Raw genomic sequence first — 13,577 nt, 5'->3', positions numbered from 1 at the left:
GAAACCTAGTAAATCAACCGGCAAATGATAATGAAGGGTATAAGTTTCCTACTTATACCCTTATTCGACTACTGAAGCGGTACGTCCCATCTTTTTACCGCTGTCGCTGAAACAGGTACGCAGTAAGCGGCTTCCTTTTGGAGTTTCAGCCTGACATCTGTATCGAAATCAGTATCCAGTGGATTAAACTTCCAGCTTTCCCTGTAGGATTTTATAATCCCCTCAGGGCAAAGAAAACTGAATTGATTGGTGGTAAATATAGAAACAGCCCGCACCGAGTAATATTCCTCTGCTTTGATTGTTTTTCGATCCCAAACCGAATTAGAAAAAAACTCCTCCGGATACTCGCTCGCTTTTATAATATAGCTGTGGGTGCTGAAATCACTTATACCAGAAAGTTTAATGACGGAATGAGTAAATATAACAGGTAAGACAGTTATTTTTGTGGAAATAAATAACAGTATCATCAGGGAAACTATCAGGGAGGTGCTAATTTTTTTTGGGAATTTATCCTTTGCATCCATTCTGAGGTAAACGAGGCCAGGCAATATTGTCATAAAAAAAACCATATACGACATGAACGCCAGCCCAGCCACGATCCTGAAGCTGACCTTTTCAGTTGATGCGGAAATATTCCTGAATACTATTTCCAGGGGAAACACCTGAAGATGCACCAGCAGGGCAATAAAGAGTGGAATGGCCACATAAATCTGGCATCGCCGCATCCATCTCACCTTCGTGTTTTTAATTGATAAATCGTGCTCAAGATGTTTTCGGTTTATCAGGCAGGAAATAAATATGGTAAGTACACCTATACTTAGTAAAGACAGCCAGCCTGAATTATTTTTTACGAATTGGCTGAAATCGAAAGCATAGTAAGATACGTAGATAAAAGCCATCGGGAACAGTCCTGACAGCATCAGTACGGATAAAAAGTTATTCTGAATTTTATTGTATGTAGGAAGATTATTGATATCCTGAGGAATGATTATAGGCATGAATATGGATATTATAAAAAATATAAACAACAGTATAGATAATGAGAAAACTGCCGCGCAGCAGACCAGAGCGAACAGGCTTTTGATGCTCATCACCTCAAAGAATACATCCAGTCGGTCAAGACGACTGAAATATCCCCAGAGCACAGTCAGCGCGATCCCTGATATGATGCCAGACGGAGTTAATACCGAAATTAACAGCGTCTTCCATTTCTGATTCATTGTTAACCTTCCCTCTTTACTATGGTGGTTAAGCTAAATTAGCAGCGTTACAGCGTACAGGCACCTACCCGAATCTGACCGTCAACAGCTGTCGTGCGGCAATGTCCGAAGAATGGTTTCAGTTTCTTCTACTTATTAAAATGTACGTTTGAAAAAGTAGACTCTCTGCGTTACGCTCTGACGGTATCCATTCCCCCGATTTTTCACTCAGCGCGCCGGTCCCTTTCCGGCCCGGACGGAGCCCGACATGATCCTGATGCCCGACGACGAACCGGAGCTGAGTCTCCCCGTGGAGGTCATTTCGCCCGGTGAGGAATTCCTGCCGGCGCTGTCCGTTGAGAACGCTCCGGTCAGTCCCGCCCGGGCCTACCTGCTGTCCCTCAATTCCCCCCGCAGCCGGCAGACCATGGCCTCGTTCCTCAGTATTGTAGCCGGTATGCTCGGCGCCACGTCCATCGATGCCTGCAGCTGGGGCAGCCTGCGTCGCCATCACGTAATGGCCGTGACCGAACTGCTGCGCGACACCGGCCGGGCCACGGCCACGGTCAACACCTACCTTTCGGCGCTCAAGGGCGTGGCTAAGGAAGCCTGGATGCTCAGGCTGATGGATGTCGAGAGTTTTCAGCACATCCGGGCGGTGCATAACCTGCGCGGAAGCCGTCTCATGCGCGGCCGTGCCCTGCCACAGGAGGAGATCCGTGCTCTGTTTGCTGCCTGTGAGGCCGATGATTCAAGTATCGGCATTCGCGATGCGGCGATGCTGGCCGTCATCCTCGGCTGCGGCCTGCGAAGATCAGAGGCCGTGGGGCTGGATTTGCGTGACGTTGTCACAGATGAGCGTGCACTTCGTGTGCTGGGTAAGGGAAACAAGGAGCGGCTGGCCTATATGCCGGCTGGCACCTGGCAGCGACTGCAGAAGTGGGTTGATGAAGTTCGGGGAGAAAAAGACGGGCCGCTGTTCAACCGTATCCGCCGCTTTGACACCCTGACGAACGACCGTCTCACCGATCAGGCTGTGTACCATGTCCTGCAGGTACGCCAGCGCCAGGCCGGGATAGCGAAATGTGCCCCGCACGATTTAAGGCGAACCTTTGCGACTGCCATGCTGGAAAACGGTGAAGATCTCATCACGGTGAAGGATGCGATGGGCCACGCCAGCGTCACCACCACCCAGCAGTACGATCGCCGCGGCGAAGCTCGCCTGCGCACGGCCCGTGACCGTCTGGATCTGATATGAACTTAACATGATGGCAAGGTGTTAAGTTAACAAGATGCCAGGTTAATATGTTCGCAGGCTGCGCAATTTTCTGAAATGGTGCCGCAGCGGAACTTCCGTTAAAGTAGGTCTGCCGGTTGTCCTGCTTCCCCTTCTGAGCCGGGGTGGTTTGGAACTGTGGGATCGCCGGCAGCAATCATTCACGCTCAGGCTTGAGTAAAACTGGCTTTAGCCGGTTTTTTTCGTTTAATGATTCAACTTAGGTATAAGAAATGACCGAACTGTTCAAAGCGCATTGCCCTTCGTGTAAGCGTGAGTGCAATACCCTTGTGATTGGAGAAAAGTTTGAAACGTGGGATGACAGTTTCGACGGAAACGTGGTATTTGGGGAGGTAGAGCACAGACTCTTAGAGTGTTGTGGATGTAACTCTATATTTTACTTGAAGAAATCCTCTGACAGCGAAAGCTTCTCAGGTGATAAGAAATTATACGCAATAGTTACTTTTCCAGCTCCTGACTCACCTTCGGTAAGGCCTGAATGGTTTGATAAAGTCTATTTAAGTAATAAGCGGCTGTACCGGATCTTAAATGAGGTTTACGAAGCATATGAAAGAGAATCATATATTTTGGCCTCCATTGGCTTAAGAACGGCTTTCGAATGTGCGACTGAGGCATTGGACATTGAAACTGGTCATCCGATGGGGAAGAAAGTAGAGCTGGTTTTCGATAAGGGATATATTGGCATTGCAGAACGTGAACAGCTTATGATTTTAACCAACGCTGGGAATGCTGCAGCTCACAGAGGTTGGCATCCGGGCGAAGACGAATTTAAGGCGTTGTTAAAAGTTCTGGAAAATTTCATCTACCGTACTGTATTGAATGCCGATGATCTGCAGTACATAGCACATGCCATTCCCAAAAAACAAAAACTCGAATCTAAAACTAAAAAATAAATCGTTTACTTTCATGTAGTTAAGTAAGAAATGAAAATTTCGTTCCGTATTAGCAATGCATGCCACTCCGTGGAAATGGTAAACTTTGCTCATTCGTTGGCATGGCTTAGAAATGCCAGTGAATGAAGGTCTTAACTACTTGTTGAGGCGAAAAAAAAGAACCTGACGGCAATCAGATTCTTTTTTAACTTCGAAAACACTCGAAACTATGCACCGCTTCAGAATTGGTGACATAAAAGTCAACTGAGATATTACCCGTAGGGTAGATCAGCGTCAACCGATTCTACGGTGGTGTTCCTACGCCTTTTAGTAAAGGAGCACTTATGGCAGAACTTTTTGGAGCGTTTCTAAAAGCTCCATTAATAACACAGGTTTTGACAATTATCTTTGCTGTCGTGATATTGAGTATAGTCGTCTTACCCATTCTTTTGTAATAAGCAGTATCATTTCGCGGTCGCAAGGCCGCGCTTTCATCATTAACCGCCTTCCCCTGCATTGTCCTCAATCCCACCTCTCAATCAGTCCCTTTTGGTTTGAAGAAGCCTCCGTTATGCACTAATTTCTGCATCCTAAATCGGCTTTCCGTACAATAATTCTATGCAGCGCTCGCCGCAGTATCAGGCCGGCAGGTCTGATCGAGGAAGCGCAGGAGAACGGAACAGGAAGATGGCATTTACGCGCGGAACATGAAAAACAGTCTCTGGCGGGAGACGTTCTTCGGACTGAGGATCATTTCACCCTGGTGGCTTTCCGGATTGCAGCCTGGAGTTTTTCAGCGGTAACGGCTTCCGGGAAGACCGTGATGGTGTCAGGAGTGGCTCCGCTAACGGGCATGACGATGATCCCCGGCGTTCCGGTGAGTCCCAGCGCCTCTGCCAGGTTACTATTTTTCTCAAGGGACGCGGTATGGTCGCCAGGAGCTGGAGTGGTCAGCCCCGCCTTTGACGCTGCCACGTGAATATCCTCCGCCGTCAGCTTGCCTTCATTATGGCCGGTGGCGTAGATGGCATTGTGATAGGTGACATAGGCCTGCGGCCCTTTCTTTTGCCATACCGTCAGCCCCTGCTGCGCTGCCTGAAGTGAGGCTTCCCAGCGACCACCAAAAATTGGCCACTCCTTAAAGAGGTAGCGGACGTCCGGCTGCGCTTTCATGACCTTCTCCAGCTCCGGCGCGAAGCGGCTGCAGAACACGCACTGGTAATCAAAGAATTCAATCACCGCGACCTTTGCATTATCAGGACCGTAAACCGGTGTGTCCGGATCATGCAGAAGGTTCGCCTGATTCTCCATCACGCTGAGTGCAAACATCTTCTGCTTACGTGCCTCCTGCTGTTCCTGCAGCTTATGACTGACCGTTACCAGTATCTCCGGGTGGGACACCAGGTAGTCTGCTGCGATTTCCCCGATACGGGCCTCCTGCTCCGGGCTGAAGACCAGCTGCGGGGCCGAAGCGTGTGCCGTTGAAATAAAGCCCATGTATGTTGTAACTATTAATGCAGCTAATTTGTGTACTTTCATCGTCTGAGTCTCATGGTTAAAAGGGAGATTAACGTTCTTTCTGAATGGTACGGGTGAGGGTCTGTTCTTCTCGCTCCGGCATGCGGCCGCGCTCGCTATTTTCGGGTTGCCGGATAATATCCCGCTCGGTATTGGCCAGCTCATTCACAATGCGGCTGACTCCCGCACGTTCCGAAGCGACTTTGCTGGCCAATGGTTCCTTTTCTGCCCTGATATGACGGCCAATCTCATCGTGGCTAACGCTGTCCGAGCTGGCAACCTGAATGAGCACTTTTCCGTCAGGAATCGTTGGCTCATTCCGGTCGTCAACCTCAAGCATCCCGGGCGTAATACGCACCGCGTCCTCCACCGGCACAACAATACGCTCCTGAGTCTCACTCTTTTCTTTTTCCGCTTTAACGGCTTTGTTAAGCATGTCTTTTTCCGTCTGTCGTGTGGTTTCCTCCTGGTCACGGATCAGTTTGTGTTCTGATGCGGCCTCCGTAACGATACCTCCGCTGACTTTCAGCAGATGTGCTGATGGTGGCTCATCGCCGGTCTGCCAGACCACACCGTCCTTCGGGTGATGTCGTACTGCATCAAGCGCGGCCGCCAGGTCACTGGCCACAATCGTGTTGCCTGACTGGCTTCGCTGCAGTACCGCACCACGGGCACGTTCTGTCATGACCATCCGGGTCTCCCCCTGTGTCATCCGCCCTTCCGGGCTGGCAACCAGGGAAACCAGAGCCAGGCCCGCACTCCGGCCGTTGTTGTCATACACCGGCAGCGCCAGCGCCGGTTCGGGAAAGCGCCGGGTGGCCGGAATGATTTTTGCCGTCAGTGACGCGTCCTGCATGCCCTGATGGCGCACCCAGGCGCGGCCCATGGCCGTTTTATTCACCGGCTGTCCCATTGCCCAGATGGCTTTCGCCTGTTTACGCTGCGTTTCTGGCGCCAGCGCATCGTGCGCCGTTTTGATATCCCGCTCCGGCGTTTTTACCGCCTTAACCCAGTCCGCCTTCCCGTCGGTATAAATCTGGACGTGCTCTTTCACGCGCGAGGCCGAGATGTAGAAGGCGCGACGGGAGGCAAGTGCCTTACGCCCGCCTTCCGTGCCCTCAAGCGCAATGACATAGTCGCTACTGGCCCCCTGAGCACCGTACCCGGTGACGGCCCAGCCGTAGTCAATATGCTGCTGCGCCCTGACCGCCTGAGGATTGATGGTAATGCGGCCGTTTTCCCCCTTCAGACGAATATTGCCCGTTTCGCTGACCGACTCGACCGTATAGCGCTGGCTGGCCATCTGTCCCTGCTCCTTGTCTGTCGCCGTGAACTTCAGCAGATCGCCGGCACGGACTTCCATCTCGCTGCGGCGAAACAGCTGCACGTCGCCGGTGATGAGTTCCTTCGGGGAATACAGTCCAATCTTCCCCTCCTCATCGCGTACCGTGACCGTACTGCCGTTGCGGTCAACGGCCAGCACGTCCTGGTAACGATCGCCGCGTTTAACCACCATCCCGGCTTCCCAGGCATCGGTTTTATTGAACTCATGACGGGTGTGGGTGATTTTATCGAGCACCGGCACCGTAATGGCCTTCTCCCCCAGTTCTCCCCGGGCAGCCAGCACAGCATGAATGCCGGCATTTACCGCACGACGGTCGGCGTTCAGCTGGGTGATAATGAGGGTACGGGACCGCGCCTCCGGCGTCCGGTCCGTCCAGTCAGCCACGATGTCGTTAACAGGCGTCTCCGTTTCCTGAATGGCACTCCCCGGGAGCGAGGCTGAAGCGCTACGCGCCACACGGTCAGCCGGCTGGGTTTCAATCCGCTGCAGGGCCGCATCGATCCGGTTATCAATAATGTCGTGAACGGCACCGCGCAGCTGCAGGTCTTTCTGGCGGACGATTTGCTTCATGATGGCCACATCCATCGGGCTGCGCTCCTGCATCAGCTTAAACGGTGCGCCCACGTCGACCGATTCAAACTGGTCGATATCCCCCATCGAGACCGCGCGACCGCCGCCGCTGGCAATGGCCTGGAACAGTGCCGCCGTATCCTGGTTGCCTGCCATTGAGGACTCATCGATAAGAAACACCTGTCCTTTATAGTCGGGCTTACCGCCTGCGGCCGTCGCCTGGTCATGTTCAACGATAAAAGATTTGATGGTCTGCGCCCGGACACCGACGTCGCTCATCTCTTTCACCGCCTGGTGCGTCGGGGCAAGCCCCGTCATCACCGGACGAACGTCCGCCGGTATGGTCTCCAGTGCAGATATCACCGCCTTCAGCTGCGTGGTTTTCCCCACGCCGGCATAGCCCTGAATCCCGATAAACTGATCCGTGGTTCCCAGCACCAGGGTGGTCGCCTTTTTCTGGCCATCGGTGAGTCCGTTCAGCACGGCTTCCGGTACCTGTTCCAGCAACGGCTGCTGTGTGCCTTTCCCTTCCTCCACCACACGCAGAATGGCTTTCTCCATCTCCCAGGTGGACCGGGAAACCAGTACCGGCTCTCCCCCTGCGGATACGGACAACAGCTCGCCATTTTTAATCATCGCGCCAATTTCATTCCCGATAGCTTCAAGGTCGGGATGATATTTCTGCGCTTCCGTCGCCAGCTTCAGTTCGCTGAATACCACAGTGCGCTGGTCATTGATGGCACGCCAGACGGCCAGCCCGGCGTCCGTCCGGACGCTGTCATGCAGTGAATCCACCGCCTGACTGATGTCCTGGTGACCGCTCAGGTTTCTGACCAGCTGCACGGGAGAGGCACTGGTCTTCATGCGCTGCAGCCGGGCTTCAGCCCGGTCCTGTACTTCGGCTGTGAACACTTCCGCCCGGTGGCCACTCTGTGCCAGCGAATTCATGGTCTGGGTCGATATGTCGCGGCTGTTCAGTGCGGCCAGCACCACGCCGGTGTCGTTATCCCGGCCGCCCGGCGCGGTCACGTAGGCATGCGACAGGTAGAGCGGCTGGTCTTTTGGCAGCGTCAGGGTCTCTTCCCCCCGTTTCACCTCAATCCCCTTTTCACTTATCCCGGTCACCTCAAGACGGTCTTTTGCCTTCAGGCTGTGCTCACGATCCCCCGCCACGGCCAGCAGTTTTTCGCCGGTGGCCACGCTGAGGGTTTCGCGGCTGAAGAGACGCCAGTCAGCGCTGATATCGCCGATTTTCATCCGGGTCAGCACGCCGTCCCCGTCGATGAGCGAGAGGACTCGCGTGTCCTCATGCACCCGGTCAATCACATACGACTTACGCGCTTTTGCGTCCGTGCGATCTTCAAGTACCATCCCGGGACGGTATGAACCGGGCATGCGGCGCGTTTTGCTGTCGAGCCAGACCGGCTGCCGGGCCTCTATCTCCACGCCGTCGCGCCCCAGCTGTCCTGCGTTCTGCAGCGCCTCACGTACCAGGCCCGTCAGCTGTGCCTGTTCACGCCTGCCGACCACAACGGCGGTGACGTTTTCAGTTCCTCCGCTCAGCTCTGCAAACCGGTTGGCCAGCGCCTCGTAACGGTCGCGTTTGTTCGGAATAGGGGTCGTCTCAGAAAACGGAAAATAAAGCACGCTAAGGCGTAACTACCCTCGGCTACACCGCGTCGGCACCACGCGGCTCTTTCTCCCCTTGCAGCGAAGCAATCAGCGGGCAAGAAACGTTCCCTTGCCGCGCATGGCAGGCGAACACAAGTTCGGATAGCACGGTTTCCATGCGCGCCAGGTCGGTCATTTTTTCGCGCACGTCCTGAAGCTTGTGCTCGGCCAGGCTGCTGGCTTCCTCGCAGTGGGTGCCGTCATCCAGCCTCAGCAGCTCTGCGATCTCGTCGAGGCTGAATCCGAGCCGCTGGGCTGATTTCACGAAGCGCACCCGCGTCACATCCGCCTCGCCATAGCGGCGGATGCTGCCATAGGGCTTGTCCGGCTCCGGCAACAAGCCCTTGCGCTGATAGAACCGGATTGTTTCCACGTTGACCCCGGCCGCCTTGGCGAAAACGCCAATAGTCAGATTCTCCAAATTTTTTTCCATATCGCTTGACTCCGTACATTGGTACGGAAGTAAGCTTAAGCTATCCAATCCAGATTTGAAAGGACAAGCGTATGTCTGAACCTCAAAACGGGCGCGGGGCGCTCTTCACTGGCGGGCTAGCCGCCATCCTCGCCTCGGCTTGCTGCCTGGGGCCGCTGGTTCTGATCGCCCTGGGGTTCAGCGGCGCTTGGATCGGCAACTTGACGGTGTTGGAACCTTATCGCCCGATCTTCATCGGCGCGGCGTTGGTGGCGCTGTTTTTCGCCTGGCGGCGCATCTACCGACCGGCGCAAGCCTGCAAACCAGGGGATGTGTGTGCGATTCCCCAAGTGCGCGCTACTTACAAGCTCATTTTCTGGGTCGTGGCCGCGCTGGTTCTGGTCGCGCTCGGATTTCCCTACGTCATGCCATTTTTCTATTAATCACAGGAGTTCATCATGAAAAAACTGTTTGCCTCTCTCGCCATCGCTGCCGTTGTTGCCCCCGTGTGGGCCGCCACCCAGACCGTCACGCTGTCCGTACCGGGCATGACCTGCTCCGCTTGTCCGATCACCGTCAAGAAGGCGATTTCCAAGGTCGAAGGCGTCAGCAAAGTTAACGTGACCTTCGAGACACGCGAAGCGGTTGTCACCTTCGATGATGCCAAGACCAGCGTGCAGAAGCTGACCAAGGCCACCGAAGACGCAGGCTATCCGTCCAGCGTCAAGAAGTGAGGCACTGAAAACGGCAGCGCAGCACATCTGACGCCCTTGTCTGCTACCACAAACGAAAAAGGATCTGTCGCATGACCCATCTAAAAATCACCGGCATGACCTGCGACTCGTGCGCGGCGCACGTCAAGGAAGCGCTGGAAAAAGTACCCGGCGTCCAATCTGCCATAGTGTCCTATGCGGCTCTGTTGCAAAGATTGGCGGCAGTCAGAGGTAGGCTGTCGCTCTTCGCCGATCAGGCGGCTGCTGCGAAATGGTGGTTGAGCATGCCCATGGCCTCCGTCAGCGCCGAGGGCCCAATGCCAAAAGCTCTCTCCACAAGGCGCACCTCGCCCCTGATGCCGGGCTGCAGGCACCAGGGGCGAGCCTGTCCTTTGCGCAGGGCTCGCATGACTTCGAATCCCTTGATCGTGGCATAGGCCGTGGGGATCGATTTGAAACCGCGCACCGGCTTGATCAGTATCTTGAGCTTTCCGTGATCGGCCTCGATCACGTTATTGAGATACTTCACCTGCCGGTGGGCCGTCTCCCGGTCCAGCTTTCCTTCGCGCTTCAATTCGGTGATCGCTGCACCATAGCTCGGCGCTTTGTCGGTATTGAGCGTGGCAGGCTTTTCCCAGTGCTTCAGGCCTCGCAGGGCCTTGCCCAGGAACCGCTTCGCTGCCTTGGCGCTGCGGGTCGGCGACAGGTAGAAATCGATCGTGTCGCCCCGCTTGTCGACTGCCCGGTACAGGTAGGTCCACTTGCCCCGCACCTTGACGTAGGTTTCATCCAGGCGCCAGCTCGGATCAAAGCCACGCCGCCAGAACCAGCGCAGCCGCTTCTCCATCTCCGGGGCGTAGCACTGGACCCAGCGATAGATCGTCGTATGGTCGACCGAAATGCCGCGTTCCGCCAGCATTTCCTCAAGGTCGCGATAGCTGATCGGATAGCGACAATACCAGCGCACCGCCCACAGGATCACATCACCCTGGAAATGGCGCCACTTGAAATCCGTCATCGTTCCGTCCGTCCAATCTCCGCCAAGCATGCTCAAGCTTCACGATTTTTGCAACAGAGCCCACACGAGTATTGAGCATAGTCGAGATTGGTGCAGATCACTTCTGATATTGAACTGTCAGGAGCTGGCTGCACAACAGCCATTACGCCCAATCAACTGGTGCAGTCGTCTTCTGAAAATGACATTTGGTATCTCTCATAAACGGATGTTTTTGAGAGAACTATCTTCGGCCTTCACACGCACGAAAGGCGGCGAAGCTCCGCCGTTAATCCGTCCGCCGGAGATCTCGCCCAGGCAGGCTGAAGGCCGAGCAAGCCTGACAGGCCCGAAAAGCCCGGCACGGGCGTCGGCGGCGATGACGGCGGCGGCATTATCCAGGGTTGATGATGGAAGTGGAGGATATCGACAACCTCTCGCGCAACCAAGACATCGCGGTCGGACTGCAAGTGATCTTGAAGCCACGGGCCCGTCCCACCCCGACATGGACCTCGATGCCCGAACGGACGTTAGATTTCGAGTTCTAGGCGTTCTGCGATGAAGGTTGGATCCCAGCCGGGATTGAAAGTGTCGACGTGGGTGAATCCGAGCCGCTCGTATAGGCCACGCAGGTTCGGGTGGCAGTCGAGCCGCAGCTTGGCGCACCCCTGCGTTCGCGCGGCATGGCGGCAAGCCTCGATCAGCGCGGAGCTGACACCCCGGCCCGCATGTGTCCGTCGCACCGCGAGCTTGTGCAGATATGCGGCCTCCCCCTTGAGGGCGTCGGGCCAGAACTCGGGATCCTCGGCCGACAAGGTGCAACAGCCGACGATGCCGTCGCTGCAACTCGCGACTAGGAGCTCGGATCTCAGGACGAAGGTCTCCGCGAATGTCCGGTCGATCCGCGCGACGTCCCAGGCGGGCGTTCCCTTGGCGGACATCCACGCCGCAGCGTCGTGCATCAGCCGCACAACCTCGTCGATATCACCCGAGCAGGCGACCCGAACGTTCGGAGGCTCCTCGCTGTCCATTCGCTCCCCTGGCGCGGTATGAACCGCCGCCTCATAGTGCAGTTTGATCCTGACGAGCCCAGCATGTCTGCGCCCACCTTCGCGGAACCTGACCAGGGTCCGCTAGCGGGCGGCCGGAAGGTGAATGCTAGGCATGATCTAACCCTCGGTCTCTGGCGTCGCGACTGCGAAATTTCGCGAGGGTTTCCGAGAAGGTGATTGCGCTTCGCAGATCTCCAGGCGCGTGGGTGCGGACGTAGTCAGCGCCATTGCCGATCGCGTGAAGTTCCGCCGCAAGGCTCGCTGGACCCAGATCCTTTACAGGAAGGCCAACGGTGGCGCCCAAGAAGGATTTCCGCGACACCGAGACCAATAGCGGAAGCCCCAACGCCGACTTCAGCTTTTGAAGGTTCGACAGCACGTGCAGCGATGTTTCCGGTGCGGGGCTCAAGAAAAATCCCATCCCCGGATCGAGGATGAGCCGGTCGGCAGCGACCCCGCTCCGTCGCAAGGCGGAAACCCGCGCCTCGAAGAACCGCACAATCTCGTCGAGCGCGTCTTCGGGTCGAAGGTGACCGGTGCGGGTGGCGATGCCATCCCGCTGCGCTGAGTGCATAACCACCAGCCTGCAGTCCGCCTCAGCAATATCGGGATAGAGCGCAGGGTCAGGAAATCCTTGGATATCGTTCAGGTAGCCCACGCCGCGTTCGACGCGCTCCGGCGCACGATCGAGACGCAGGGCGCGCAGATCGGCGCGGAAATGACCGTGATGCGGCGCGGGCTGGAAGCGGCTTTCGACCAGCTCGAAAAGATCGAGCCGGCGCAGGACTACAAGCCCCAGCTCGCCCAGCTCGTGCAGGCGCTCGACAATGTTGCGGAGCGGCTGCACGGCGTAGAGCAATCGCCTATTCTCCGGCAGGGTGCGACACACTATGCGGCGCTCCTCGAGCGCAGCGGCGAGGCCCTGATACGCACCGCCGCGCAGCAGCTCGAGCGGCAGGCGTCCGACCTCGAGCGCGCCGGCCGGAACCTCGCCGCTCATACGAAAAGCGCCTACGACCGGAAAAGTCAGGATTTCCGCATATGGATGGCCGGCCTTGTCGGGCTGTTCGTCGGCATATTCCTGATTTTGCTGTTGCCGCGTTTCCTGCCCTTCTCGGCCGACACCCATGTTGCGGCGACCGTCATAGGTCAGGACCGATGGAACGCCGGCGTCACCATGATGCGGGTGGCCGATCCCCGAAGCTGGCGCGGCGTGGCCGATTCCTCGCAGCTCGTGCGCGACAATGCCGAGGCGATCGGGCAATGCGCCGAGGCCGCGCGCACGGCCGGTTCAGATCAGCAATGCACCATCACCGTGAAAGCGCCGGCAGCACCGGCGCAGTAGGGTTGTGGGGGGACACCAGTTATTTCGGGAGGTTTTCTTCCGCCTCAACAGGTCCGGCGGCCATCGCGACGAGGCGCGCCGCGATACGCTTGCGCAGTTGCTCGGGGAGCGGGCGCGACGACAGCGCCTCGTGAATCCACAGCCCATCGGCGGCAAGGCGCGAAATGAACCTGTCCAACTCGGCAGCGTCGTTTCCAATCGGCGCAGGAGGTGCCCAGCGGTCGATGACCTGTTGCCACAGATCGCCAAGCTGCCGATTGTCGGAGCTTTCCAGTATGAGCAGCAGTTCGACCCGCCGGGCAGCTCTTGCGCAGGTGTTGATGTAGGCGGCGTGTCGTTCGGCGTCTGTCGCCCTGTCCGAGGTGTTGCCGGCGCTCGCTTCCAGCTCCTGTTCCCATGAGCGAGTCAGATGCTCATGGGTGGCGAGGATCAGGGCTTCGCGCGACGGGAAATGATACAGAAGGCCGGCGCGTGTTATGCCGGTTTCGAGCGCTACGGCGTCGAGGGTGACGGCGGTGAGGCCGTCACGCTCGATGATGCTCACAATGGCTTCAAGCACTTCGAGGCGCTTGCTGGCTCTCGCCATGTC

At 56.5% G+C, this 13,577-nt stretch carries 11 protein-coding genes and 4 pseudogenes; 6 read left to right on the top strand and 9 right to left on the bottom strand.

Going from position 1 to position 13,577, the window contains the following annotated elements:
- Positions 1-68: 68 nt before the first annotated feature.
- A complete protein-coding gene (locus ACR42C_RS23430; RefSeq protein ID WP_110915502.1) occupies positions 69-1,220 on the bottom strand; it encodes a hypothetical protein in 1,152 nt (383 codons plus the stop codon).
- Between the two features lie 247 nt (positions 1,221-1,467).
- Between ACR42C_RS23430 and ACR42C_RS23425 the strand changes: the two genes are divergently transcribed.
- Both ACR42C_RS23425 and ACR42C_RS23420 read left to right on the top strand, forming a co-directional pair.
- Positions 1,468-2,457: a tyrosine-type recombinase/integrase gene (locus ACR42C_RS23425; protein WP_479985229.1), complete on the top strand. Its 990-nt coding sequence runs from the start codon at positions 1,468-1,470 to the stop codon at positions 2,455-2,457.
- 251 nt (positions 2,458-2,708) lie between these two features.
- Positions 2,709-3,389 (top strand): DUF4145 domain-containing protein, encoded by a 681-nt coding sequence (locus tag ACR42C_RS23420; RefSeq protein ID WP_251885372.1) that lies wholly within the window; start codon positions 2,709-2,711, stop codon positions 3,387-3,389.
- Between the two features lie 729 nt (positions 3,390-4,118).
- Here ACR42C_RS23420 and ACR42C_RS23415 read toward each other — a convergent pair.
- The 3 genes and pseudogenes from ACR42C_RS23415 to ACR42C_RS23405 all read right to left on the bottom strand — a co-directional run bounded on the left by ACR42C_RS23415 (position 4,119) and on the right by ACR42C_RS23405 (position 8,905).
- The gene (locus ACR42C_RS23415; protein ID WP_407222681.1) at positions 4,119-4,907 is read right to left on the bottom strand and encodes a DsbA family protein; all 789 of its coding nucleotides are present in this window, start codon (positions 4,905-4,907) and stop codon (positions 4,119-4,121) included.
- Between the two features lie 28 nt (positions 4,908-4,935).
- A pseudogene (locus tag ACR42C_RS23410) lies at positions 4,936-8,430 on the bottom strand (conjugative transfer relaxase/helicase TraI domain-containing protein); the annotation flags it as partial.
- A gap of 40 nt (positions 8,431-8,470) precedes the next feature.
- On the bottom strand, positions 8,471-8,905 hold the full coding sequence (locus ACR42C_RS23405) for a mercury resistance transcriptional regulator MerR (RefSeq protein ID WP_000414383.1): 435 nt from the start codon (positions 8,903-8,905) through the stop codon (positions 8,471-8,473).
- A gap of 71 nt (positions 8,906-8,976) precedes the next feature.
- On the opposite strand from ACR42C_RS23405, the gene ACR42C_RS23400 reads away from it, so the two are divergent.
- The 3 genes and pseudogenes from ACR42C_RS23400 to ACR42C_RS23390 all read left to right on the top strand — a co-directional run.
- Entirely contained in the window at positions 8,977-9,327 is a 351-nt protein-coding gene (locus ACR42C_RS23400; RefSeq protein ID WP_001294666.1) for a mercuric transport protein MerT, read from the top strand.
- Between the two features lie 15 nt (positions 9,328-9,342).
- Complete coding sequence (gene merP, locus ACR42C_RS23395; RefSeq protein ID WP_000732290.1) at positions 9,343-9,618, top strand: mercury resistance system periplasmic binding protein MerP; 276 nt, start codon at positions 9,343-9,345, stop codon at positions 9,616-9,618.
- Positions 9,619-9,689: 71 nt separating this feature from the next.
- A pseudogene (locus ACR42C_RS23390) lies at positions 9,690-9,830 on the top strand (cation transporter); the annotation flags it as partial.
- Positions 9,831-9,850: 20 nt separating this feature from the next.
- On the opposite strand, the gene ACR42C_RS23385 reads toward ACR42C_RS23390, so the two are convergent.
- From ACR42C_RS23385 to ACR42C_RS23370, 4 genes and pseudogenes are all read right to left on the bottom strand, one after another.
- Entirely contained in the window at positions 9,851-10,615 is a 765-nt protein-coding gene (locus tag ACR42C_RS23385; RefSeq protein WP_001389365.1) for an IS6-like element IS6100 family transposase, read from the bottom strand.
- Positions 10,616-10,732: 117 nt separating this feature from the next.
- A pseudogene (locus ACR42C_RS23380) lies at positions 10,733-10,801 on the bottom strand (EAL domain-containing protein); the annotation flags it as partial.
- A 320-nt stretch (positions 10,802-11,121) separates the two neighbouring features.
- Complete coding sequence (locus tag ACR42C_RS23375) at positions 11,122-11,622, bottom strand: GNAT family N-acetyltransferase (protein WP_000376623.1); 501 nt, start codon at positions 11,620-11,622, stop codon at positions 11,122-11,124.
- Positions 11,623-11,749: 127 nt separating this feature from the next.
- A pseudogene (locus tag ACR42C_RS23370) lies at positions 11,750-12,313 on the bottom strand (dihydropteroate synthase); the annotation flags it as partial.
- Between ACR42C_RS23370 and ACR42C_RS23365 the strand changes: the two are divergent.
- Positions 12,278-12,988, top strand: a complete 711-nt coding sequence (locus tag ACR42C_RS23365; RefSeq protein ID WP_023082842.1) for a DUF6118 family protein — start codon at positions 12,278-12,280, stop codon at positions 12,986-12,988. The pseudogene ACR42C_RS23370 and the gene ACR42C_RS23365 overlap by 36 nt on opposite strands.
- Before the next feature lie 19 nt (positions 12,989-13,007).
- On the opposite strand, the gene ACR42C_RS23360 is transcribed toward ACR42C_RS23365, so the two are convergent.
- Complete coding sequence (locus ACR42C_RS23360; RefSeq protein WP_108105108.1) at positions 13,008-13,574, bottom strand: TetR/AcrR family transcriptional regulator; 567 nt, start codon at positions 13,572-13,574, stop codon at positions 13,008-13,010.
- Positions 13,575-13,577 lie beyond the last annotated feature (3 nt).

The organism is Enterobacter sp. MG-EB028, from assembly GCF_056673305.1.
This window is presented reverse-complemented; position numbering and strand designations above follow the sequence as displayed.

Bases quoted from the DNA above. Each gene is read 5' to 3' on its own strand.
- ACR42C_RS23430 (WP_110915502.1), bottom strand. From the start codon at position 1,220: ATGAATCAGAAATGGAAGACGCTGTTAATTTCGGTATTAACTCCGTCT.
- ACR42C_RS23385 (WP_001389365.1), bottom strand. From the start codon at position 10,615: ATGACGGATTTCAAGTGGCGCCATTTCCAGGGTGATGTGATCCTGTGG.
- ACR42C_RS23400 (WP_001294666.1), top strand. From the start codon at position 8,977: ATGTCTGAACCTCAAAACGGGCGCGGGGCGCTCTTCACTGGCGGGCTA.
- merP (WP_000732290.1), top strand. From the start codon at position 9,343: ATGAAAAAACTGTTTGCCTCTCTCGCCATCGCTGCCGTTGTTGCCCCC.
- ACR42C_RS23360 (WP_108105108.1), bottom strand. From the start codon at position 13,574: ATGGCGAGAGCCAGCAAGCGCCTCGAAGTGCTTGAAGCCATTGTGAGC.
- ACR42C_RS23425 (WP_479985229.1), top strand. From the start codon at position 1,468: ATGATCCTGATGCCCGACGACGAACCGGAGCTGAGTCTCCCCGTGGAG.
- ACR42C_RS23420 (WP_251885372.1), top strand. From the start codon at position 2,709: ATGACCGAACTGTTCAAAGCGCATTGCCCTTCGTGTAAGCGTGAGTGC.
- ACR42C_RS23375 (WP_000376623.1), bottom strand. From the start codon at position 11,622: ATGGACAGCGAGGAGCCTCCGAACGTTCGGGTCGCCTGCTCGGGTGAT.
- ACR42C_RS23405 (WP_000414383.1), bottom strand. From the start codon at position 8,905: ATGGAAAAAAATTTGGAGAATCTGACTATTGGCGTTTTCGCCAAGGCG.
- ACR42C_RS23415 (WP_407222681.1), bottom strand. From the start codon at position 4,907: ATGAAAGTACACAAATTAGCTGCATTAATAGTTACAACATACATGGGC.